Below are 20,656 nucleotides of genomic sequence, written 5' to 3' on the forward strand. Positions count from 1 at the left end.
TCATCGGAACCGGACCGGGCCCCTGGTGGGGGCGGCGTTCAGCGTGTTCCATGGTCAACGACCCGATGACCTGAGGAGACCGCCGTGGCGACGACCGTGCGACGCGACGTAACGACCCTGCCCGCGGCCGAGTTGGGGCCGGACAACCCGCTGCCGCCGCTGCGGCTGCCGCGCCGGCCGCACCGGGTCGACGACCGCGCGCGGCAGGGCCTGCCGCGCGACATGGCACGGCAACTCGCCTACGAGCCGCTGCGCTCGGTCCTTCCCACGCCGCTGCGCGACGGCTACGGCCGACGGCGCGCGCCCGCCTCCTTCGACGTCCTCGTCCTGGAGAACGAGCGGCTGCGCGCCACCGTCCTGCCCGGCCTCGGCGGCCGCGTGCACTCGCTCGTGCACAAGCCGACCGAGCGGGAACTGCTGTACCGGAACCCGGTGTTCCAGCCCGCGTGCTTCGCGCTGAACGGCGCCTGGTACGCGGGCGGCATCGAGTGGAACGTCGGCGCCACCGGGCACACCACGCTGTCCTGCGCGCCGCTGCACGCCGCCGTCGTGACCGCGCCCGACGGCGGTCCGATGCTGCGCCTGTGGGAGTGGGAGCGGCTGCGCGACGTGCCCTTCCAGGTGGACCTGTGGCTGCCGGAGGACTCCGACTTCCTGCACGTGGGCGTGCGGATCCGCAATCCGCACGAGAAGCCCGTGCCCGTCTACTGGTGGTCCAACACCGCCGTGCCCGAGGAGCGCCGGGTGCTCGCGCCCGCCGACGAGGCCTGGCGCTACGACTACACGCGCGCCCTCGCCCGGGTGCCGGTGCCCGAGCCCCACGGACCGTACGCCGCCGACTACTTCTACGACGTGCCGGACGGCGCGCGCCGCTGGATCGCGGCGCTCGACGCCGACGGGCACGGCCTCGTGCAGACGTCCACGGCCGCGCTGCGCGGGCGCAAGCTGTTCCGGTGGGGCGCGGGCAGCGGCGGGCGGCGCTGGCAGGAGTGGCTGACGGGCCCGGAAGGCGGCGCGTACGCGGAGATTCAGGCGGGGCTCGCGCGCACGCAGCTGGAGCACGTGCGGCTCGACGCGGAGAGCGAGGTCGCGTGGCTGGAGTCGTACGGTCCGCTGTCGCTCCCCGCGGCCGTGGCGCACGGGGACGACTGGGCGGCGGCCCGCGCGGCGGCCGAGGAGCGGCTCGCGGAGGCGCTGCCGCCGTCGGCGGTGGACGCGGCGTACGAGCGGTGGCGGCCGTACGCCGACGAGGAGCCGGGACAGACCCTCGCCGTCGGGTCCGGCTGGGGCGCGCTCGAAGTGCTGCGGGGCGAGTTCAAGCTGCCGGGCACGCCGTTCGCGGAGGCCACGCTCGGGCCTGAGCAGGAGCCGTGGCTCGAACTCCTGCGGTCCGGGGCGGTGCCGGAGCCGTCCGGGGCCGGGGCGCCCGGGCCCACGCTCGTCGCCCGGCACTGGCGGGACATGCTGGAGACGGCGCCCGCGCGGCCGCACGCCGAGTACCACCTCGGGGTCGCGCAGTGGCACGCCGGGGACCGGGCGCAGGCGGTGCGCAGCTGGGAGCGCGGCCTTGAGCGCGCCGCGGCCGCCGCGCGCTGGCCGCTGCTGCGGTGCCTGGCGGTGGCCGACCTGGAGGCGGGGCACGGGGAGCGGGCCGCGGACCGCTACGCGGAGGCCTTCGCCGGGCTCGCGGAGTCAGAGGCCCGGTCCGAGGCCTTGGGCGCGCTCGGCCGCGAGGCGATCGAGGCGCTCCTCGCCGTGGGGCGGGCGGAGGCCGCGCGCGGCGTCTGGGACCGGCTGAGCCCCGCCGTGCGGGGGCTCGGGCGCTTCCGGCTCCTGGAGGTCAGGCTGCTGCTCGCGGAGGGCGACCCGGCGGGGGCGCGGGCGGTGCTCGACGAGGAGTTCGAGGTGGCGGACCTGCGGGAGGGGGACGAGGGGTTGGGGGAGCTGTGGGCGACGGTGGCACCGGGGGTGCCGGTGCCACCGTGCTACGACTTCCGCATGACGCCCGCCGCAGAGCCTGGCGAAGCCTGAGGTGCCCGGTGCGGGGCGGCTGCGGGCTGTGCCCACCCGTCCCGCGCCCGGGGAGGATGGCCCACGGCCGCCCGACGGACTACGCGTTGCGGTCGACGTACTCGAAGACCGTGCCGTCCGGGTGCATCGCGATCAGGTTGCGGCCCGCGGGGGTGGGGACGGGGCCCGCGACGATGCGGGCGCCGGAGGCGGTGAGGGTGGCGTGGGCCTCGTCGACGTCCTTCACGGCGATCGTCGCCGTGACCTTGCGGAGAATCTCCAGCTCGTGCTCGGGCCCGCTCATCAGCAGGAAGCACCCGACCGACGCGACGGACACGCCGCCGCGTTCGAACCGCATCGCTGTGCTGCCCGTAAGGCGCTCGTAGAAGGAGACGGACGCCTCCAGGTCGTTCACACAGACACGCAGCACGGTACCCAGGATTTCCATACGAACGAGCCTAGTTGGCCCGGCGGGGGCAGGAGATCCATTCGGCCGACCTCGCGCGGGCACCCGGGGTACCCCGGGGCGGGGGCCGTTACGCGCCGCGGCCGCGGGGTACCCGGCGGCCATGACTGCATCCGACCATCCACAGCAACCTTTCGGCCGTTCTTCGACGAGCGCCCCGGGCCAGCGGGCCACGGGCCTCGCGTCCCCGGAGACGGCGCTGAGCGACGCGCTGTCGCAGGTCGTCCACGAGGCGGTACGTGCTTCCCTGCGGGAGGCGCTCCGCACGGAACTGCGGAGCGAACTCGCCGACGCGGCGCGGAAGCAGCGCCGCAGGGCCTCCCTGTACGCGGCGGCCGCAGTCGCCGCGCTGTACGCGGGCGCGGCCGCCGCGCTCACCCTCGGCCTGGCCGTCGCCGTCGGACTGCCCGGCTGGGCGGCGGGCCTGATCGTCACCGTGCTGCTCGCGGTCGTGGCCGTGGTCCTGCGCAACGCGGCGCGGCCCGGCCGCTCCCGGTCCGGCACGGGCACACCGGCCCGTACGGCCACGGAAGCCCCCGCGGCCGCCGTGCCCCCGACCCCTCGCGGGGCCCCGGGCACCGCCGACTTCCCCGCGGTCCCGTCGAGCCCGCCGCAGGCCACAGCGCGTCCCGACGCCCCCGAGTCGCCGAGCGTCAGCCCGAGTCCGCGGTCGCGGTGAGGCACGGCGAGCGGTCGCGGTGCGGCACGGCGACGGCGCGCGTACCGGGTGGGCGGCTCGGCCGCCGCCTCGCGAGGACCGCCTACGACGCGTCCTCGCCCACCGTCCCCGGCAGCCAGCCCGTCGCCCCTAGGACCGCCTGAGCCACCTCGCCCACCGTGCGGCCGTCCGTCGCCACCCGGTGGGTGCCGACGGGGACGTGCGCCTCCAAGTGCCGTGCCATGTGCGCGCTGCGGCGCAGCTGGCGGGCCAGTTCCGAGCCCTGCTCCCGTGCCGTCAGGCGCCGCGCGGCCGTCTCGTCCGTCGCCGTGAGCAGGACGCGGGTGAGCCGCGGGGACCCGAGGGCCTCGGTGAAGATCCACTCCTCGCTGCCGAGCACGGACGCCGTGTTCGTGTAGACGAGCCGACGGCAGCCCAGGGCCGCGTAGTTGGCCCACAGCGCCGCCAGGTTGCGGGTGGTCAGCCGCGCGAGGTCCGGGTCGTCCGGCGGCGCGGGGTGCACCGTGTCCAGGACGTCGCCCTCGATCAGGGCGTGACCGACGTCGGCGGCCCGCAGCCGCGCCGCCACCTCCAAGCCCACGGACGACTTGCCCGCCCCGGAGCGGCCGCCGATGAGCAGGACCTCCAGCGGTGCCTCCCGCCTCGACGGTCCTTCCTGTCCCGACTGTGCTTGCCTCAGCGCATCCATGACCGCGAGCGTCGCAACGCCGCCCGGCCGACGCCACCGGATATCCCGTTTCACCGCGGCGGCCACGGGCACCTGGGAGGTCCGTGCGGGAGCACACGCAACGGCGCCCGCACCGGTAGCCCAGAGGCATCCGTGCGGAAGGCACCGTACGGATGCCGTACCGCACTCCACCGGAGGCGCTACGTGAGCAGTGAATCCCACCGCCAGCACGTCGTGGTCGTCGGTGCCGGCTTCGCCGGGTTCCAGGCCGCGCGGACCCTCGCGCGCCTCGCCCGGCACCGGGTCGACATCACCCTGCTCAACCCCACCGACTACTTCCTCTATCTGCCCCTGCTGCCCCAGGTGGCCGCGGGCGTCCTCGAACCGCGCCGCGTCACCGTGTCGCTCTCGGGCGCCCTCAAGCACGTCCGGCTGGTCCTCGGCGAGGCCGACGGCATCGACCTGGAGCGCCGGGCCGTGGGCTACACCGGACCGGAGGGCGAGCGCGGCGAGCTGACCTACGACCGGCTCGTCCTGGCCGTCGGCAGCGTCAACAAGCTGCTGCCCGTCCCCGGCGTCGCCGAGCACGCGCACGGCTTCCGGGGCCTGCCGGAGGCGCTGTACCTGCGCGACCACGTGACCCGGCAGATCGAGCTCGCCGCCGCCGCGCCCGACGCCGCGACGTGCCGGGCGCGCTGCACCTTCGTCGTCGTCGGCGCGGGCTACACCGGCGTCGAGGTCGCCGCGCACGGGCAGCTGTTCACCCGGTCCCTGGTGCGCGGTCAGCCGCTGCGCGCCGGGATCGAACCCCGCTGGCTGCTCCTGGACATCGCGCCGCGCGTCCTGCCGGAGCTGGACCGGCGGCTCTCCACGACCGCCGACCGCGTCCTGCGCGGGCGCGGCGTGGAGGTCCGCACGGGCACCTCCGTGAAGGAGGCCACCCACCGGGGCGTGCTCCTCGACGACGGCGACACCATCGACACGCGCACCCTCGTGTGGTGCGTGGGCGTGCGCCCCGACCCGCTCGTCGCCGGGATCGGCACGCCGCTGGAGCGCGGGCGGCTCGTCGTGGACCCGTTCCTGACCGTGCCGGGCCGCCCCGAGGTGTTCGCCTGCGGCGACGCGGCGGCCGTGCCCGACCTCGCCGAGCCGGGGCGGTTCACGGCCATGACCGCCCAGCACGCCTGGCGGCAGGGCAAGACCGCGGGCCGCAACGTGGCCGCCTCGCTCGGCATCGGCCGCCGCGCCCCCTACCGCCACCACGACCTCGGCTTCACCGTCGACCTCGGCGGCGTCAAGGGCGCCGCCAACCCGCTCGGCGTCCCGCTGTCCGGGCCGCTCGCCGGGGCCGTCACCCGCGGCTACCACCTGGCCGCGATGCCCGGCAACCGCGTGCGCGTCGCCGCCGACTGGCTCCTCGACGCGGTGCTGCCCCGCCAGGGCGTGCAGCTCGGCCTCGTCCGGTCGTGGTCGGTGCCGCTCGACACGTCGTCGCCGGAGCTGGCCCGGGTGCCCGGCGGGCCCGGCGGGCGCACCCCCGACCGGGAGACCGAGCCCGAGTCCAAGCCCGAGGAGTGAGCGAACCATGACCGAGACCACCCCGCGCGTCGACCACGGGCCGGACCACCTCCGCGAGCTCGCGCGGCAGTTGCGCGTCGACTCCGTGCGCGCCGCGGCCGCCGCCGGATCCGGGCACCCCACCTCGTCCCTGTCCGCGGCCGACCTGATGGCGGTGCTCCTCGCCCACCACCTCCAGTACGACTTCGAGCGCCCCGACCACCCCGGCAACGACCGGTTCATCCTCTCCAAGGGGCACGCCTCGCCGCTCCTGTACGCCGCGTACAAGGCGGCGGGCGCGCTCGGCGACGAGGAACTGCTCACCTTCCGCACCCAGGGCAGCCGCCTCGAAGGCCACCCGACGCCCCGCCGCCTGCCGTGGGTCGAGGTCGCCACCGGCTCGCTGGGGCAGGGGCTCGCCGTCGGCGTCGGCATGGCCCTGTCCGGCAAGCGGCTCGACCGCGTCCCCTACCGGGTCTGGGTGCTGTGCGGCGACAGCGAACTGGCCGAGGGCTCCGTGTGGGAGGCCGCGGAGCACGCCGCGTACGAGCACCTGGACAACCTCACCGCGCTCGTCGACGTGAACCGGCTCGGCCAGCGCGGGCCCACCCGGCACGCCTGGGACCTCGACGCGTACGCGCGCCGCTGGAAGGCCTTCGGCTGGCACGTCGTCGCGATCGACGGGCACGACATCGAGGCGGTCGACCGGGCCCTGCACGAGGCGCGCTCCACCTCGGGCCAGCCCACCGTCGTCCTCGCCCGCACCGTCAAGGGCAAGGGCGTCGCGTCCGCGGAGGACCGCGAGGGCCTGCACGGCAAGCCGCTGCCCGACGCCGAGGCCGCGGTCGCGGAGCTCGGCGGCCCCGGGCAGCTGCGCGTCGACGTCCGGCGCCCCCCGGCGGCCCGCGTGCCGCGCGCCACCCGCAGCGGCCACCTGGAGCTGCCCCGGTACGAGCAGGGGGACGAGGTCGCGACCCGGGACGCCTTCGGCCGGGCGCTCACGGCGCTCGGCACGGCACGCGGCGACGTCGTCGCCCTCGACGGCGAGGTCGGCGACTCCACCCGCGCGGAAGACTTCGCCAAGGAGCACCCCGAGCGGTACTTCGAGTGCTACATCGCCGAGCAGCAGCTCGTCGCCGCCGCCGTGGGCCTCGCCCGGCGCGGCTGGGTGCCGTACGCGTCCACGTTCGCGGCGTTCCTGACCCGCGCCCACGACTTCGTGCGCATGGCGGCCGTCAGCGGCGCCGACCTCAACCTGGTGGGCTCGCACGCGGGCGTCGCCATCGGCGAGGACGGCCCGTCCCAGATGGGCCTGGAGGACCTGGCGATGTTCCGGGCCGTGCCCGGCTCCACCGTCCTGTACCCGTGCGACGCCCCGCAGACGGCGCGCCTGGTCGCCGCCATGGCCGACCTCGACGGCGTGCGCTACCTGCGCACCACGCGCGGTGCGACGCCCGTCCTCTACGGCCCCGGCGAGGAGTTCCCCGTCGGCGGGTCCAAGGTGCTGCGGTGGAGCGACGCCGACCGGCTCACGGTCGTCGCGGCCGGGGTGACCGTCCACGAGGCGCTCGCCGCCGCCGGTCTCCTCGACCGCGAGGGCATCCCGGTGCGCGTCGTCGACCTGTACTCCGTCAAGCCCGTGGGCCGGCGCACCCTGCGCGAGGCCGCCGAGCGGACGGGCTGTCTGCTGACCGTCGAGGACCACCGGCGGGAGGGCGGCATCGGCGACGCCGTCCTTGACGCGTTCAGCGACGGCAGCCCGGTGCCGCGCCTGGTGCGCCTCGCGGTGACCGGCGTGCCGGGGTCCGCCTCGCCCGCCGAGCAGCTGCGGGCCGCCGGGATCGACGCGGAGTCGATCGCGGCCGCCGTACGGCTGCTCGTGGAACACGCGGTGGTGCGGTGACGGGGGAGCGGACATGAGCGAGACGCGCACCGTACGGGCGGGCCGCCGCACCGTCGCCCTCCACCGGCCCCACAAGCCGTTCGTCCCCCAGGGCACCGGCTCTGCCCCGTACACGAAGGGGGACCTCTTCGACTACTACCGGTCCGTCGCCCCCTTCATCCTGCCGCATCTGCGCGGCCGCCCCCTGATGCTGGAGCGGCACCCGGACGGGGTCGAGGGGCCCCGCTTCATGCAGAAGGACACACCGGAGCACTACCCGGACTGGATCACCCGCGCCGAGGTGCCCAAGCAGGGCGGCACCGTCACGCACACCGTGTGCGACGACAGCGCCACGCTCCTCTACCTCGCCGACCAGGCCTGCGTCACCCTGCACCGCTGGCAGTCCCGCGTCGGCCGCCTCGACCGGCCCGACCGCATGGTGTTCGACCTGGACCCGGCCGGGGACGGCACGCCGCAGGACGTCTACGGCCCGGTGCGCGAGGCCGCCGGGCTGCTCGGCGAACTCCTCGACCAGGTGGGCCTGCCGTCCGCCGTGATGACGACCGGATCGCGCGGCCTGCACGTGGTCGTGCCGGTCAACGGCCGCCACCACGTCGACGACGTCCGCGCCTTCGCCAAGGAGCTCACCGAGGTCCTCGCCGCCGCGCACCCGGACCGGCTCACCACCGCCGTCCGCAAGAAGGACCGGGGCGGGCGGCTCTACCTCGACGTCCAGCGCAACGGATACGCGCAGACCGCCGTCGCGCCCTTCTCGGTACGGGCGCGGCCGGGCGCGCCGGTGGCCGTGCCGCTCGCCTGGGAGCAGCTCGACGCCCCCGGCACGCACGCGGCCCGCTGGACCCTCGCCGACGCCGTGGAGCAGGCCCGCTGCGACCCCTGGGCGGGCCTGCCGCGCTCGCCCCGCGCGCTCGGCCCGGCGCGCCGCAAGCTGCGGGCGCTGCGCGGCGCCTGAACGGCCCGGCGGAGGTTTGCCGCCACGGCACCAGGTCACTCGGTCCAGGAGGTGACCATGACGCACACGTCCCGCAAGCAGAACAACACGACAGCCGAGTCCGACGCCCTGCCCGGCCCCGTCCTGGTGCTGCGGCACGCGCGGGAGCAGCTCACGGAACTCACCGGCCTCGCCGCCGAGTCCGTCTCGTCGTTCGAACGCACCGACGACGGCTGGGAGCTGGAGGTCGAGGTCCTCGAACTCGCCCGCGTGCCGGACACCATGAGCCTGCTCGCGACCTACGCCGTGAGCCTGGACCCGGGCGGCGAGCTCACCGGCTACCGCAGGGTGCGCCGCTACGAGCGCGGCCGCGCGGACCCGCACCGCACGGGCCGCTGACCGGCGCACCCGGCACAGCCCCGACACATCCAGGGCGTCAGGCAACACCCAGCACACCCACGACGCCATCACCCAAGGCAAGGAGGACAGGTCGGCATGACCGTCGTCCCAGCACAACAGAGTGGCGGCGCAGGCGGCACCAGTGGCCTGTACGACGTCATCGAACTCATCCTCGACCGCGGGCTCGTGATCGACGCGTTCGTGCGCGTCTCGCTCGTCGGCATCGAGATCCTCAAGATCGACGTGCGTGTCGTCGTCGCCAGCGTCGACACCTATCTGCGCTTCGCCGAGGCCTGCAACCGCCTCGACCTGGAGGCCGGACCGCACAAGAGCCCCGGCCTGCCCGACATGGTCGGCGAGCTCACGGAGTCGGGTGCGCGCGGCAAGTCCAAGGGCGCGCTCAGCGGCGCCGCCCAGACCGTGTCGGACGCCTTCAAGCAGGCGCGCGAGGACGGCCGTTCCGGCGAGGAGGAGGCCGCCCGGCCGCGTCGGCGCGGCACGTCACGGTCCCGGAAGGAGGAGACGGAGTGACCACGTACATCTATGGGATCGCCGGCACCGGCCACCCGGCGCTGCCGGAGGGCATGGGCGGCATCGGCGAACCGGCCCGCCCGGTGCGGGTCCTCAGGCACGGCAAGCTCGCCGCGCTCGTCAGCGACAGCCCCGAAGACCTGCGCCCCAAGCGGCGCGATCTGCTCGCCCACCAGAACGTCCTGGACGAGGCGGGCGCGGGCGGCCCCGTCCTGCCGATGCGCTTCGGCAGCCTCGCGCAGGACGACTCGGCCGTGGTGGAGGTCCTCGACGAGCTGGCCGACCACTACGAGGAGCGGCTGCGCTCCCTGGAGGGCAGGGCCGAGTACAACGTGAAGGCCGCCCACGACGAGCAGGCCGTCCTGCACCAGGTGCTCGCCGAGAACCCGGAGCTGCGCGCCTTGGCCGAGGCCAACCGCAAGGCGGGCGGCGGCACCTACGAGCAGAAGCTGCGGCTCGGCGAGCAGCTGACCGCCGCCGTGCAGGGCCGCGAGGCCGACGACGGCATCCAGGTGCGCCGCGCGCTCGAACCGTGCGCGGAGGCCGTCAGCACGGGCCCGGAGGGCACGGGATGGCTGGCCAACTACTCGTTCCTGGTGCGCCGCGAGTCCGCCGAGGGCTTCGTGGCCGCCGTCGAGGAACTGCGCAAGACCCAGCCGCACCTGGACGTGCGCGTGAACGGCCCGCTGCCTCCCTACAGCTTCGTCGACCCCGGTGCCGCCCAGCCCGCGGACGACGCGGCCCGGGCACGGTGAGGCCCGGGCATGGGACTCGTCGGTGAACTGCTCGCGCTGCCCCTGGCCCCGGCCCGGGGCACCCTCTGGGTGATCCGCCAGGTGGTCGCGGAGGCGGAGCGGCAGTACTACGACCCCTCGGCGATCCGCGCCGAACTCGCCCGGCTCACCGAACGGGTGGAGGCGGGCGAGATCGACGCGGCCGAGTTCGACCGCCGTGAGGACGAGCTGCTGGCGCGGCTCGGCTACGGCGCCCGGCAGGAGGCGGCTCCGCAGACCGTTGCGCGGACCGCTCCGGAGGAGAACAGGACGGCGACACGATGAACCGTTTGGCAGTGGGCCTCGGCGTGGGCGCGGGGTACCTCCTGGGACGGACCAAGAAGGCCAAGCTGGCCTTCGCCGTCGGCACGATGGTCGCGGGCCGGAGGCTGAAGCTGAGCCCCGCGTCCCTGGCCCGCGCGGTGACCGAACAGCTGGAGAACAACCCGCAGTTCAAGGAGATAGGCGGCCAGCTCAAGGACGACCTGCGGGGCGTCGGCAAGGCCGCGACCGGCTCGCTGCTCGACCGGCGCCTGGAGTCCTTCGCGGACCGGCTGCACGACCGCACCCTGGACGTACGGGACCGGATGGCGGGGGCGGTGCCCGGGGCCGACGAGGAGCGGGACGAACGCGAGGGGTCCGATCGACCGGACGAACGCGACGGGCCCGAGGAGCACGACGGCCGCGACGAGCCCGAGGAGCGCGACGAGCCCCGCGGGAAGACCGGCGCGGCCACCAGAAAGGCGCGGTCCGCGACCAAGAAGGCCACCAGGCCCGCCAGCGGCAAGAGCGGCGGCGGCACGGGGTCCGGGCAGGCCCGGAAGAAGAGCCCGGCGCCCCGCAAGACAGCGTCCGCGCGCGGCACCCAGAGCCGGGACGGCGCGAAGCGGAGCACGGCCAAGCGGGCCCCGGCCAAGCGCGCCGCGGCGCCGAAGTCCGGCCGCGCGAAGGGAGGCGACGATGCCTGACACGCGCGAGCGGATCCGCGACGCCGCGGGCTCCGGCGACGGCGAGGGGTCCAAGGGCGCGCTGAGCGCCGCCCTGCACGGCCCCGGCGCCGACCGCCTGAAGGACGAGGCGCGGGCCTACCTCATGGCGCAGGCCGAGCGCGCCCTCGTCGGCGTCGGCCGCAAGCTCGGCGACGCCACCGTCAAGCTCAACGACGTGGCCGAGGGCCGCAGTCCGGGCTTCGCCCGCCTGGCTCTGGACGGCGGCCGCAAACTGGCCTCCGGCAAGGGCCCGGTGCGCAGCGCCGTGGAGCTCGGCGGGGGCCGCCTCAAGGACGCCGTGGCCGGTTCGCTCAAGGGCGCCCTGGACACCGCGCGCGGCAAGGGCGGCAAGAGCGGCAGCGGACAGAAGCCCACCGTCATCCTGGAGCACGTCGACGTCGGTGTGCCCGTGCGCGAGGCGTACGAGCAGTGGACGCGCTACGAGGAGTTCGCCACGTTCACCAAGGGCGTGCGGGACGCCACCGAGGTGAGCGACACCGAGTCCCACTGGAAGCTCAAGGTCTTCTGGTCCAGCAGGAGCTGGACGGCACGCCTCATCGACCAGGTGCCCGGGGAGCGCCTCGCCTGGACGTCGGAGGGCGCCAAGGGCACCACGAAGGGCGTGGTCACCTTCCATCCGCTCGGCGAGCGCCTGACCCGGGTGGTGCTGGTCATCGAGTACTACCCGAAGGGCCTGTTCGAGCGCACCGGCAACCTCTGGCGCGCCCAGGGCCGCAGGGCCCGTCTCGACCTGAAGCACTTCGCCCGCCATGTGTCGCTGCGCGCGGCCGCGCAGGACGCCGACGACGGCGACACCGACGCGGACGCCGAGGACGTGGAGCCCGAGGAGGACGCCGAGGACATGGCGTACCACGAGGACGACGACACGTACCCGGAGGAGACCGACGAGACCGACGAGGCGGATGAGCCCGACGAGGACGAGGCCGACGACGGCTACGAGGGCTACGCGGACGACGACGGCGCGTACGAGGAGGAGGACGTCGAGGACGAGGCCGACGAGGACGAACCCGTGGTGGCCGCCAGGAGCCGCCGATGACGACCGCGAGCCGCCTGCCCGATTCGTACGGCCAGGGCGGCGGCACCAACCTCGCCGACGTCCTGGAGCGCGTCCTGGACAAGGGCGTCGTCATCGCCGGGGACATCCGGATCAACCTGCTCGACATCGAGCTGCTCACCGTGAAGCTGCGGCTCGTCGTCGCCTCGGTGGAGCGCGCCAAGGAGATGGGCATCGACTGGTGGGAGGACGACCCGGCGCTGTCCAGCAAGGCGCGCAGGTCCGAACTCGCCCGGGAGAACGCCGAGTTGAAGCAGCGCCTGGAGCGGCTCGAACTGACGCGGGGCGAGGCCGCGTCCGAGAGCGGAAGTGAGCGTGAACGTGACCGCGGAAGTGAACCCGAACGCGGAAGTGAAGCCGAACGCGAGTGAGGACGTCATCGACGGCGTGAGCGACGAACTGCGCTACGTCTACGCGGTGTGCAGGCCCCTGTCCGGCCCGCTGCACGCCGACCTGACCGGGGTCGGCGGCGCGCCGCCCCGGCAGCTGGCCCACGCGGGCCTGGTCGCCGTGGTCGGCTCTGTCCCGGCCCGCGACTTCGGCCTGGAGCCGCTGCGCGCGCATCTGGAGGACCTGGACTGGCTCTCCGAGACGGCCCGCGCCCACCAGCACGTCATCGGCGCGCTCACCGCCGTGACCTGCCCGCTGCCGCTGCGGCTCGCGACGGTGTTCCGGGACGACAGCGGCGTGCGCGCCATGCTGGAGGACGAGAACGCGCGCCTGAGCCGGATCCTCGACCGCATCGACGGACACGTCGAGTGGGGGGTCAAGGTGTGGCTGCACCCGGACGCCGACGGCCGCGCCTCCGCCGGGTCGGCGCGGCCGCGCGGCGCTCCCGCCTCCGGGCGCGACTATCTGCGCCGACGCAAGGAGCAGCGCACGGCGAGCGAGGAGACCACCGCGCGGGCCGAGGTGTTCGCGCGGCGGCTGCACGCCGAGCTCGCGCGGTCCGCCGCCGCGTCCCGTCAGCACCCGCCGCAGAGCCCGGCGCTCGCCGCCGCGGGCTCGGGCCTGAACGTCCTCAACGCGGCCTATCTGGTGCCCCGTTCGTACGCGGAGGAGTTCCTGGAGCTGGTCGGCCGCACCGAGGCGGACCAGCCGGGCCTGCGCGTGGAGGTGACGGGCCCCTGGGCGGCGTACTCCTTCACGGATGACACGGACGACACGGACGACACGGACGACACGGACGACACGGGCGACCCCGGTGCCGACGCCGAGAAGAGCGAGAGGGGCGTCAAGAGCGGGACGGCCGACACGGCGAGGAAGGACACCGAGACCGGATGACGGCGATCGAGCCCCTGTACGGCCGGGAGATCGCGCTGGTCGACCTCCTGGACCGGCTGCTCGCGGGCGGTGTGGTCATCGCGGGTGACCTCACCCTGCGCATCGCGGACGTGGACCTCGTCCGCATCGACCTGAAGGCGCTGATCAGCACGGTCGGCGCGGCGGTGCCGTCGCCCTGGCCGGAGTGTCCGGAGCGCGGGGCCCTCGTCCGCGAGCCGAGCTGACCGGGAGCGCGCCGTGGACCTCGACCCCCAGACCGTGGAGCGCGACCTCGTCGCGCTCGTCCTCACCGTCGTGGAGCTGCTGCGCCAGCTCATGGAGCGCCAGGCGCTGCGCCGCTTCGACACCGGTGACTTGACGGAGGAGCAGGAGGAGCGCATCGGGCTCACGCTGATGCTCCTGGAGGAGCGGATGGGCGAGCTGCGCGAGCGCTACGGACTGCGGCCCGAGGACCTGAACCTGGACCTCGGACCGCTGGGGCCGCTGCTGCCGAGGGAGTGACGGGCCCTCAGCGGGCCGCTGCCGCCGGGCCGGTCACCACCGGTACCAGTGCGGCCGCGTCGCGGACGCGCCGGGGCCCGTGCCGCGCGGCAGGAAGGCGAGCAGCAGCACGAGCAGCAGGACCAGAAGCAGGAAAGCCATGGCGTGCACCTCCTGCCGCCCGGGTATCCCCGAAGGGCCCGGGCACACCCCCGGTCACCGGCGGCAGAGGACCTCCCCGTGCAGCACCGCGAACCAGCCGTCCGGCGCGCGCCCCCACTCCCGCCAGGCCTCGGCGACGGCCGAAAGCCGCTCGGCGTCGGCGTGCCCGCTCTCGACCGCCCGGTCCGCGTACGAGGACGCCACCGTCCGGTCCGCCCACAGCCCCGACCACCAGGCCCGCTCCTCGGGCGTGCTGTAGCACCAGGTGCCCGCCCCCGCGGTGACGTCGGTGAAACCGGCCGCGAGGGCCCAGGACTTCAGGGCGCGGCCCGCGTCCGGCTCCCCGCCATTGGCGCGGGCCACCCGCCGGTACAGGTCGAGCCAGTCGTCCAGGCCGGGGGTGCGCGGGTGCCACGTCATGGCCGCGTAGTCGCTGTCGCGGGCGGCGACGATCCCGCCGGGCGCGCACACGCGGCGCATCTCGCGCAGCGCGCGCACCGGGTCGCCCACGTGCTGGAGCACCTGATGGGCGTGGACGACGTCGAAGGAGCCGTCCGGATAGTCCAGGGCGTGGACGTCCCCGACGGCGAACTCCACGTTGGCCAGGCCCCGTTCGGCCGCCGTCGCCCGCGCCCGGTCCAGGATCTCCGGAGCCCGGTCGAGGCCCGTGACGTGCCCGTCCGGGACGAGGGCCGCGAGGTCGGCGGTGATGGTTCCCGGCCCGCAGCCGACGTCGAGCACCTTCATGTCCGCCCGGAGCGAGCCGACGAGGTACGCGGCGGAGTTGGCGGCGGTGCGCCAGGTGTGGGACCGCAGGACCGACTCGTGGTGGCCGTGCGTGTAGACGGCCGCGTCGCGTCGCGGCCCGTCCACCGAGGCGTGCTGGGGCAGGGGCTGTGTCATGTCCGAACCGTACGCCGCCGTACCAGATCATGAGACCCCTGTATCAGGATGTGGACCCACAGAGGTGGGGCCAAGGGGGCGCGGCCCGCCGGGAGCCCCGCTCACGCCAGCGGCGACGGGCGGTACACCGTCAGCGCCTCCGGCAGCTTCTCGACCAGCAACTCGCCCTCGACCGGCGTGATCTCGCCGTCGTACGCGACCACGGTGCCGGGCGCGAGACCCGCCACGCGCAGGGTCCGGCGGCGGATCGCGGTCTGCACGGGGGAGCGCTCCACCGGCGAGGTCAGGGCGGCCGCGAGCAGCCGGGCGCCGGGCCTGCGGCCGCCGTGCACGACGCGCACGTCCAGGAGCCCGTCGGCGAGGTCGAACCGGCGCGCGGGTGCGAGGCCCAGGCGGTTGTACACGCAGTTCCCGGCGAACAGCAGCCACAGCGCCCGCTCGGTGCCCTGGAACTCGGCCCGCAGCGGCTGCCGGTCCGCGCGCAGCACGTGGGCGGCCGCGAGGACCCCGGCGGGCCAGCCGCCGACCTTGGACGACCACCGCTCGCGCTCGCGCACGAGCTCGGGGTAGACGCCGAGGCTGAAGGTGTTCAGGAAGTAGCCGTCGCCCCGGCCCGCGCTGAACCGGCCCACGTCCACCGCGACCGCGTTCCCCGCCTCGATCGCGGCGGCCACCTCGCGCGGGTCCTCGGCGCCCAGGTCCCGCGCGAAGTGGTTGAGGGTGCCGCCCGGCACCACCACGAGCGGGACCTCGTGCCGCAGGGCGGCGGCCGCCGCCGAGTTGACGGTGCCGTCGCCGCCGCACACGCCGAGCACCCGGGCGCGCTCCGCCGCCTTGTCGAGCTCGGCGGCCACCTCGTCCGGGGAGCACCGGACGACCTCGGCGTGCGGCAGCGCGTCCAGCAGCGGACGCACCCGCTCGGGGGCCCGCGCGCCCTCGTTCACGACCACCACCAGGCCGCGCCCGCCGGGCAGGGCGGGGGCGTCCACGCGCGGGCGGCCCGGCGGCGGCAGCTGGGACCGGGTCGGCACCAGGCCGCGCACGGCGTAGGCCGCGCCCACCCCGAGGGCGGCGCCCGCGAGCACGTCGCTCGGGAAGTGCACCCCCGTGTACACCCGCGACAGGGCGACGGCACCGGCGAGCGGCGCGACGGCCGCGCCCAGGCCCCGCGACTCCAGGGCCACGCCCGTGGCGAAGGCGGCGGCGGACGCGGAGTGGCCCGAGGGGAACGACGTGGTGATGGGCTGGCGCTTGAGCCGCCGCATCAGGGGCACGCCGTCGAGGAGCGGCCGCGCCCGGCGTACGGAGCGCTTGCCGAGGGTGTTGATGGTCGCGGACGCGAGCGCGAGCGAGGCCACGCCGCGCACGGCGGCGCGCCGGGCCCGGGGGTGCCGCGTCGCCGCGAGCGCGGCGCCCGTGGCGAACCACAGCACGCCGTGGTTCGCCGCCCGGCTCAGCCGCGGCAGGACGTGGTCGGCCCCGGGCCAGTGCCGCTCGGCCACGGCGGCGAAGACCCGGCAGTCCAGGGAGGTGAGACGGGCCTTGGGCCCACGGGCGGGGGGCAGGGGGAGCTCGACGTCAGGACTCATGGAATCCCGGGTACCCGGAGAACGCCGCGGCCAACGGCCGAGTGATCGCCCCCTGCCCCTGGCCCTCTGAAGACCCCCGGCCCCCTGAAGAGCAGGCCGCCCCGCGTGCCCGCCCCGGGCCGGGCCGTAAACCGTTTGCCGCCCGCGAGCCCGCCCACGGACAATCGCCCCATGGGACATCTAGAGGCCGCGCACATCGAGTACTACCTCCCGGACGGCCGGGCGCTGCTCGGAGATGTCTCCTTCCGCGTCGCCGAGGGCACGTCGGCCGCGCTCGTCGGGCCGAACGGCGCGGGCAAGACCACCCTCCTCAAGCTCATCGCGGGCGAGCTGCGCCCGCACGGCGGCACGGTCACGGTCAGCGGCGGCCTCGGCGTCATGCCCCAGTTCGTCGGGTCCGTGCGGGACGACACGACGGTGCGCGACCTCCTCGTCTCGGTGGCGCACCCCCGCATCCGCGAGGCCGCCCGCGCCGTCGACGCCGCCGAGCACGCCCTGCTCACCGTCGACGACGAGGCGGCCCAGCTCCAGTACGCGCAGTCGCTCGCCGACTGGGCGGAGGCCCGCGGGTACGAGGCGGAGACGCTCTGGGACATCTGCACCACGGCCGCGCTCGGCGTGCCGTACGAGAAGGCGCAGTGGCGCGAGGTCCGCACGCTCTCCGGCGGTGAGCAGAAGCGCCTGGTCCTGGAGGCGCTGCTGCGTGGCACCGACGAGGTCCTGCTCCTCGACGAGCCGGACAACTACCTGGACGTCCCCGGCAAGCGCTGGCTGGAGGAGCGCCTGAAGGAGACCCGCAAGACCGTCCTGTTCGTCAGCCACGACCGCGAGCTGCTCGCCCGCGCCGCCGACCGGATCGTCAGCGTGGAGCCCAGCCCCGCGGGCTCGGACGTGTGGGTGCACGGCGGCGGCTTCGCCACGTACCACGACGCGCGCCAGGAGCGCTTCGCGCGCTTCGAGGAGCTGCGCCGCCGCTGGGACGAGAAGCACGCGCAGCTCAAGAAGCTCGTGCTCGACATGCAGCAGTACGCCTCGCGCAGCGACGAGATGGCCTCGCGCTACCAGGCGGCCAAGACGCGCCTGCGGAAGTTCGAGGAGGCCGGGCCGCCGCCCGAGCCGCCCCGCAAGCAGGACATCACCATGCGCCTGCACGGCGGCCGCACCGGCGTGCGCGCCGTGACCTGCAAGGACCTTGAGCTCACCGGCCTGATGCACCCCTTCGACCTGGAGGTGTTCTACGGCGAGCGCGTAGCCGTCCTCGGGTCGAACGGCTCGGGCAAGTCCCACTTCCTGCGCCTCCTGGCGGGCGACCCCGAAAGCCCCGTCGCGCACACGGGCCAGTGGCGGCTCGGCGCCCGCGTCGTGCCGGGCCACTTCGCGCAGACGCACGCCCACCCCGAGCTGGAGGGCCGCACCCTCCTCGACATCCTGTGGCGGGAGCACGCCAAGGACCGGGGCGCGGCCATGTCCCGCCTGCGCCGCTACGAGCTGACCGGGCAGGCCGAGCAGCGCTTCGAGAAGCTGTCCGGCGGCCAGCAGGCCCGCTTCCAGATCCTCCTCCTCGAACTCCAGGGCGCCACCGCCCTGCTGCTCGACGAGCCCACGGACAACCTGGACCTGGAGTCCGCCGAGGCCCTCCAGGAAGGCCTGGAGGCGTACGAGGGCACGGTGCTCGCGGTCACCCACGACCGCTGGTTCGCCCGCTCCTTCGACCGCTTCCTCGTCTTCGGCTCCGACGGCCGGGTCCGCGAGACCTCCGAGCCCGTCTGGGACGAGCGCAGGGTCGAGCGCGCGCGGTAGCGTGGCCGGCAGCGCAGGGCATCCGTCGTACGCTGCGCGGTTGGAGACACCGTGTCCGTGAGGACGTCCTTCAGGACGGGCGACGTCGACGAGGCAAGGCAGCTCATCGAGGCCACGTACTACAGCAACTTCATGGACGTGTGCGAAGGCTCGAAGCCCTTCAGCGCGCGGTACGACATCGGGGAGCTGGGGGCGCTCACCGTCGGCGACATGAGCTGCGGGGCCGACGTCCGCATGCGCTTCGGCGAGCTGGGCGCCTACCACGTCAACGTCCCGCTCAGCGGACACGTCTCCTGGCGGCAGGGGGCCGCGCCCGCCGCCGCGGCCGGCGCCGGCAGCGCGGGGGTCTACCAGCCGGTGGGCGACACCGTCCTGGACCGCTGGTCCGGCGACTGCCGCCTGCTCGCCGTGAAGGTGGACCGCACCGCCCTCGAAGGGCGCCTGGAGCGGCTCATCGGCAGACCGGTGCCCTCCCCGGTGACCTTCGGCCCGGTCTTCGACACGCGCCGGGGCGCCGGACGCGGCTGGGCGCGCCTCGTGCGGACCGTCGCGGCGGACCTGCGCGAGGACGACGGCGTCCTGACCCACCCCCTGGTCGCCGAGCCGCTCCAGGAGGCCCTCCTCAACGGCCTGCTGCTCGCCGCGGACCACCGCTACCGCGACCGGCTCGCCGACCCCGTGCACCAGCTGCGCCCCGCCCCCGTCAAGCGCGTGACGGACGCCGTCCAGGCGCGCCCCGAGCACCCGTTCACCACCGCGTCCCTCGCCGCCGAGGGCCGCGTCGGCGTGCGCTGGCTCCAGGAGGCCTTCCGCCGCTATGTGGGCATGTCCCCGATGGCGTACGTACGGGACGTGCGCCTCGGGCGGGTCCGTGAGGAGCTGCTCGCGTCCGGTCCCGGCGAGCGGTCCGTGAGCGAGGTCGCCCACCGCTGGGGCTTCACCCACCTCGGCCGGTTCGCCGAGCAGTACCGGGCGCGGTTCGGGGAGCTGCCCTCGCAGACGCTGCGGCGCTGAGCGGGGCGGCGACCGGCGCGTGCGCTATCCGGACGCGGTGCGCTATCCGGACAGGCCGTGCGCACAGCGGATCGTCGGTGCCGGGGCCCGCGCCTAACGTGGCTCTGTCGCCGGGAGGACCGGTCGCGTCGCGGGGGACCTAGCCTTCTCCCGGGGCGGACCGTGGACGGAACCCCGGCACCTCCGGCCCGGCTCTGGTGAGCGCCGGGCCGGTTCACGGACCGGCGGGCCCGGTCGTTCCCCCTGGCATTCCCCCGTGTGCCATCGGGCCCGCCACTCCGCATGCCGTCGGGGCCTTAGTGGCCCCCTCCCAGTGGTCCGCGCCGCCCGGCGCGGCCAGACTCGACACCGCACGGCACGCGCACCGACCGACGGGAGACGGCATGAGCACCGGCGACGACCAGCGGGTCCTGGAGCGGCACGGCCAGGCCGTCGAGCAGTTCACCGACCGGGTGCACGCGGTCGCGCGGGACCAGTGGGACGCCCCGACGCCCTGCGCGCGCTGGACGGTCCGCGACCTTGTGGGCCACCTCGTGTCCGAGCAGCTGTGGGTGGCTCCGCTCGTCCGCGACCGCGCCACCGTCGAGGAGGTCGGCGACGCCTTCGACGGCGATCTGCTCGGGCCCGACCCCGTCGCCTCCTGGGACACCGCGGCCGAGGCGTCCCGGGCCGCGCTCGGCGCGCCGGGCGCGCTCGCGGGCACCGTCCACCTCAGCTACGGCGACACCTCCGCGCGCGCCTACTGCGCCCAGCTGACCACCGACCTGGTGGTGCACACCTGGGACCTGGCCCGCGCCATCGGCGCCGACGAGCGCCTGCCCGACGCCCTGGTCGCCGCGGCCGCGCGCGAAGTCGCCCCGTACGCGGCCGACCTGGCGCACAGCGGCCTGTTCGCCCCGCCGGTGCAGCCGCCCCCGGGCGCCGACGCGCAGACCGCGCTCCTGTGTCTGCTCGGCCGCACCCCCTAAAACCCCTCCGCCGCGCCGCCGTCGGGCGTGGCACGGCTGATGTCGGCGAGCGCGGACGCCGGGTCCTGCTCGATCGCCAGGTCGCCGAGGCTCACCATGCCCACCGGGCGGCCGTCCTCCACGACCGGCAGCCTGCGCACCGCGTGGTCGCGCATCAGGCCGACCGCCGCCGCCACTTCGTCGTCGGGGCCCACCACCACCGGGTTCGGGGTGCACACGGCCTGCGCGCTGACCGTCAGCGGGTCGGCGCCCTCGGCCACGGCCCGCAGCGTGATGTCCCGGTCGGTGAGCACTCCGACCACCTGGTCGCCGTTGGCCACGACGACGTCGCCGATGTCCTGGGCGCGCATCAGCTGCGCCGCCTCGACCAGCGAGGCGTCGGGCCTGACCGCGACGACTCCCGGTGTCATGACCTGCCTCACGTACTCCGCCATGTCCGCAGAGACCTCCTTCGTCCGTCGGCGATGCGACCCCGC

General features: G+C 75.3%; 23 protein-coding genes. 18 read left to right on the forward strand and 5 right to left on the reverse strand.

Going from position 1 to position 20,656, the window contains the following annotated elements; translation table 11 throughout:
- The first annotated feature begins 84 nt into the window (after window positions 1–84).
- Window positions 85–2,031: a DUF5107 domain-containing protein gene (locus tag ACIG3E_RS35155; RefSeq protein ID WP_399624051.1), complete on the forward strand. Its 1,947-nt coding sequence runs from the start codon at window positions 85–87 to the stop codon at window positions 2,029–2,031.
- Window positions 2,032–2,110: 79 nt separating this feature from the next.
- Here the strand turns inward: ACIG3E_RS35155 and ACIG3E_RS35160 are convergent, their stop codons facing one another.
- The gene (locus ACIG3E_RS35160) at window positions 2,111–2,458 is read right to left on the reverse strand and encodes a VOC family protein (protein ID WP_242725957.1); all 348 of its coding nucleotides are present in this window, start codon (window positions 2,456–2,458) and stop codon (window positions 2,111–2,113) included.
- Between the two features lie 121 nt (window positions 2,459–2,579).
- Here ACIG3E_RS35160 and ACIG3E_RS35165 point away from each other — a divergent pair, with 121 nt between their 5' ends.
- Window positions 2,580–3,155 carry a phage holin family protein gene (locus ACIG3E_RS35165; RefSeq protein ID WP_399624053.1) on the forward strand — a complete coding sequence of 192 codons (576 nt, stop codon included), beginning with the start codon at window positions 2,580–2,582 and terminating at the stop codon, window positions 3,153–3,155.
- Between the two features lie 82 nt (window positions 3,156–3,237).
- Here ACIG3E_RS35165 and ACIG3E_RS35170 read toward each other — a convergent pair whose 3' ends face one another.
- The gene (locus tag ACIG3E_RS35170; protein ID WP_399624055.1) at window positions 3,238–3,843 is read right to left on the reverse strand and encodes a hypothetical protein; all 606 of its coding nucleotides are present in this window, start codon (window positions 3,841–3,843) and stop codon (window positions 3,238–3,240) included.
- A gap of 183 nt (window positions 3,844–4,026) precedes the next feature.
- Between ACIG3E_RS35170 and ACIG3E_RS35175 the strand changes: the two genes are divergently transcribed.
- From ACIG3E_RS35175 to ACIG3E_RS35235, 13 genes are all read left to right on the forward strand, one after another.
- Window positions 4,027–5,400, forward strand: a complete 1,374-nt coding sequence (locus ACIG3E_RS35175) for an NAD(P)/FAD-dependent oxidoreductase (RefSeq protein ID WP_399624057.1) — start codon at window positions 4,027–4,029, stop codon at window positions 5,398–5,400.
- 7 nt (window positions 5,401–5,407) lie between these two features.
- A complete protein-coding gene (locus ACIG3E_RS35180) occupies window positions 5,408–7,282 on the forward strand; it encodes a transketolase (protein ID WP_399624059.1) in 1,875 nt (624 codons plus the stop codon).
- Between the two features lie 13 nt (window positions 7,283–7,295).
- Window positions 7,296–8,234: a non-homologous end-joining DNA ligase gene (gene ligD / locus ACIG3E_RS35185; protein ID WP_399624061.1), complete on the forward strand. Its 939-nt coding sequence runs from the start codon at window positions 7,296–7,298 to the stop codon at window positions 8,232–8,234.
- A 57-nt stretch (window positions 8,235–8,291) separates the two neighbouring features.
- Window positions 8,292–8,612 carry a gas vesicle protein gene (locus ACIG3E_RS35190; protein ID WP_399624063.1) on the forward strand — a complete coding sequence of 107 codons (321 nt, stop codon included), beginning with the start codon at window positions 8,292–8,294 and terminating at the stop codon, window positions 8,610–8,612.
- A 96-nt stretch (window positions 8,613–8,708) separates the two neighbouring features.
- Window positions 8,709–9,143, forward strand: a complete 435-nt coding sequence (locus tag ACIG3E_RS35195; protein ID WP_399624066.1) for a gas vesicle structural protein GvpA — start codon at window positions 8,709–8,711, stop codon at window positions 9,141–9,143.
- The gene (locus ACIG3E_RS35200; protein ID WP_399624068.1) at window positions 9,140–9,898 is read left to right on the forward strand and encodes a GvpL/GvpF family gas vesicle protein; all 759 of its coding nucleotides are present in this window, start codon (window positions 9,140–9,142) and stop codon (window positions 9,896–9,898) included. Before ACIG3E_RS35195 ends, ACIG3E_RS35200 begins: the two co-directional genes overlap by 4 nt.
- A 9-nt stretch (window positions 9,899–9,907) precedes the next feature.
- A complete protein-coding gene (locus ACIG3E_RS35205) occupies window positions 9,908–10,201 on the forward strand; it encodes a gas vesicle protein GvpG (protein WP_399624070.1) in 294 nt (97 codons plus the stop codon).
- Window positions 10,198–10,884: a DNA primase gene (locus ACIG3E_RS35210; protein WP_399624072.1), complete on the forward strand. Its 687-nt coding sequence runs from the start codon at window positions 10,198–10,200 to the stop codon at window positions 10,882–10,884. Before ACIG3E_RS35205 ends, ACIG3E_RS35210 begins: the two co-directional genes overlap by 4 nt.
- Window positions 10,877–11,962 (forward strand): SRPBCC family protein, encoded by a 1,086-nt coding sequence (locus ACIG3E_RS35215; RefSeq protein ID WP_399624074.1) that lies wholly within the window; start codon window positions 10,877–10,879, stop codon window positions 11,960–11,962. Before ACIG3E_RS35210 ends, ACIG3E_RS35215 begins: the two co-directional genes overlap by 8 nt.
- Complete coding sequence (gene gvpJ / locus ACIG3E_RS35220) at window positions 11,959–12,351, forward strand: gas vesicle protein GvpJ (RefSeq protein WP_399624075.1); 393 nt, start codon at window positions 11,959–11,961, stop codon at window positions 12,349–12,351. Before ACIG3E_RS35215 ends, gvpJ begins: the two co-directional genes overlap by 4 nt.
- Before the next feature lie 16 nt (window positions 12,352–12,367).
- Window positions 12,368–13,264, forward strand: a complete 897-nt coding sequence (locus tag ACIG3E_RS35225; protein ID WP_399624289.1) for a GvpL/GvpF family gas vesicle protein — start codon at window positions 12,368–12,370, stop codon at window positions 13,262–13,264.
- Complete coding sequence (locus tag ACIG3E_RS35230; protein WP_399624077.1) at window positions 13,261–13,488, forward strand: gas vesicle protein; 228 nt, start codon at window positions 13,261–13,263, stop codon at window positions 13,486–13,488. Before ACIG3E_RS35225 ends, ACIG3E_RS35230 begins: the two co-directional genes overlap by 4 nt.
- Window positions 13,489–13,501: 13 nt before the next feature.
- A complete protein-coding gene (locus ACIG3E_RS35235) occupies window positions 13,502–13,765 on the forward strand; it encodes a gas vesicle protein K (RefSeq protein ID WP_399624079.1) in 264 nt (87 codons plus the stop codon).
- Window positions 13,766–13,960: 195 nt separating this feature from the next.
- Here the strand turns inward: ACIG3E_RS35235 and ACIG3E_RS35240 are convergent, their stop codons facing one another.
- A complete protein-coding gene (locus ACIG3E_RS35240) occupies window positions 13,961–14,809 on the reverse strand; it encodes a class I SAM-dependent methyltransferase (RefSeq protein WP_399624081.1) in 849 nt (282 codons plus the stop codon).
- A gap of 101 nt (window positions 14,810–14,910) precedes the next feature.
- Window positions 14,911–16,398 carry a bifunctional phosphatase PAP2/diacylglycerol kinase family protein gene (locus ACIG3E_RS35245; RefSeq protein WP_399624083.1) on the reverse strand — a complete coding sequence of 496 codons (1,488 nt, stop codon included), beginning with the start codon at window positions 16,396–16,398 and terminating at the stop codon, window positions 14,911–14,913.
- A 171-nt stretch (window positions 16,399–16,569) separates the two neighbouring features.
- On the opposite strand from ACIG3E_RS35245, the gene ACIG3E_RS35250 reads away from it, so the two are divergent.
- The 3 genes from ACIG3E_RS35250 to ACIG3E_RS35260 all read left to right on the forward strand — a co-directional run bounded on the left by ACIG3E_RS35250 (window position 16,570) and on the right by ACIG3E_RS35260 (window position 20,180).
- On the forward strand, window positions 16,570–18,198 hold the full coding sequence (locus tag ACIG3E_RS35250) for an ABC-F family ATP-binding cassette domain-containing protein (RefSeq protein ID WP_399624085.1): 1,629 nt from the start codon (window positions 16,570–16,572) through the stop codon (window positions 18,196–18,198).
- A gap of 51 nt (window positions 18,199–18,249) precedes the next feature.
- Window positions 18,250–19,212, forward strand: coding sequence for an AraC family transcriptional regulator (locus ACIG3E_RS35255; protein ID WP_399624088.1), 963 nt, complete (start codon window positions 18,250–18,252; stop codon window positions 19,210–19,212).
- Window positions 19,213–19,595: 383 nt separating this feature from the next.
- Window positions 19,596–20,180: a TIGR03086 family metal-binding protein gene (locus tag ACIG3E_RS35260; RefSeq protein WP_399624089.1), complete on the forward strand. Its 585-nt coding sequence runs from the start codon at window positions 19,596–19,598 to the stop codon at window positions 20,178–20,180.
- Here ACIG3E_RS35260 and ACIG3E_RS35265 read toward each other — a convergent pair.
- Window positions 20,177–20,614 carry a CBS domain-containing protein gene (locus ACIG3E_RS35265; RefSeq protein WP_399624092.1) on the reverse strand — a complete coding sequence of 146 codons (438 nt, stop codon included), beginning with the start codon at window positions 20,612–20,614 and terminating at the stop codon, window positions 20,177–20,179. The genes ACIG3E_RS35260 and ACIG3E_RS35265 overlap by 4 nt on opposite strands.
- Window positions 20,615–20,656: the final 42 nt, after the last annotated feature.

Source organism: Streptomyces sp. NPDC053474 (assembly GCF_044544845.1).
Lineage (GTDB): Bacteria > Actinomycetota > Actinomycetes > Streptomycetales > Streptomycetaceae > Streptomyces.

Excerpts from the sequence above, each read along its gene's own strand:
- ACIG3E_RS35160 (WP_242725957.1), bottom strand. The coding sequence starts at position 2,458 with ATGGAAATCCTGGGTACCGTGCTGCGTGTCTGTGTGAACGACCTGGAG.
- ACIG3E_RS35250 (WP_399624085.1), top strand. The coding sequence starts at position 16,570 with ATGGGACATCTAGAGGCCGCGCACATCGAGTACTACCTCCCGGACGGC.
- ACIG3E_RS35240 (WP_399624081.1), bottom strand. The coding sequence starts at position 14,809 with ATGACACAGCCCCTGCCCCAGCACGCCTCGGTGGACGGGCCGCGACGC.
- ACIG3E_RS35170 (WP_399624055.1), bottom strand. The coding sequence starts at position 3,843 with ATGGATGCGCTGAGGCAAGCACAGTCGGGACAGGAAGGACCGTCGAGG.
- ACIG3E_RS35260 (WP_399624089.1), top strand. The coding sequence starts at position 19,596 with ATGAGCACCGGCGACGACCAGCGGGTCCTGGAGCGGCACGGCCAGGCC.
- ligD (WP_399624061.1), top strand. The coding sequence starts at position 7,296 with ATGAGCGAGACGCGCACCGTACGGGCGGGCCGCCGCACCGTCGCCCTC.
- ACIG3E_RS35190 (WP_399624063.1), top strand. The coding sequence starts at position 8,292 with ATGACGCACACGTCCCGCAAGCAGAACAACACGACAGCCGAGTCCGAC.
- ACIG3E_RS35180 (WP_399624059.1), top strand. The coding sequence starts at position 5,408 with ATGACCGAGACCACCCCGCGCGTCGACCACGGGCCGGACCACCTCCGC.
- gvpJ (WP_399624075.1), top strand. The coding sequence starts at position 11,959 with ATGACGACCGCGAGCCGCCTGCCCGATTCGTACGGCCAGGGCGGCGGC.
- ACIG3E_RS35205 (WP_399624070.1), top strand. The coding sequence starts at position 9,908 with ATGGGACTCGTCGGTGAACTGCTCGCGCTGCCCCTGGCCCCGGCCCGG.
- ACIG3E_RS35265 (WP_399624092.1), bottom strand. The coding sequence starts at position 20,614 with ATGGCGGAGTACGTGAGGCAGGTCATGACACCGGGAGTCGTCGCGGTC.
- ACIG3E_RS35230 (WP_399624077.1), top strand. The coding sequence starts at position 13,261 with ATGACGGCGATCGAGCCCCTGTACGGCCGGGAGATCGCGCTGGTCGAC.
- ACIG3E_RS35195 (WP_399624066.1), top strand. The coding sequence starts at position 8,709 with ATGACCGTCGTCCCAGCACAACAGAGTGGCGGCGCAGGCGGCACCAGT.
- ACIG3E_RS35210 (WP_399624072.1), top strand. The coding sequence starts at position 10,198 with ATGAACCGTTTGGCAGTGGGCCTCGGCGTGGGCGCGGGGTACCTCCTG.
- ACIG3E_RS35245 (WP_399624083.1), bottom strand. The coding sequence starts at position 16,398 with ATGAGTCCTGACGTCGAGCTCCCCCTGCCCCCCGCCCGTGGGCCCAAG.
- ACIG3E_RS35165 (WP_399624053.1), top strand. The coding sequence starts at position 2,580 with ATGACTGCATCCGACCATCCACAGCAACCTTTCGGCCGTTCTTCGACG.
- ACIG3E_RS35215 (WP_399624074.1), top strand. The coding sequence starts at position 10,877 with ATGCCTGACACGCGCGAGCGGATCCGCGACGCCGCGGGCTCCGGCGAC.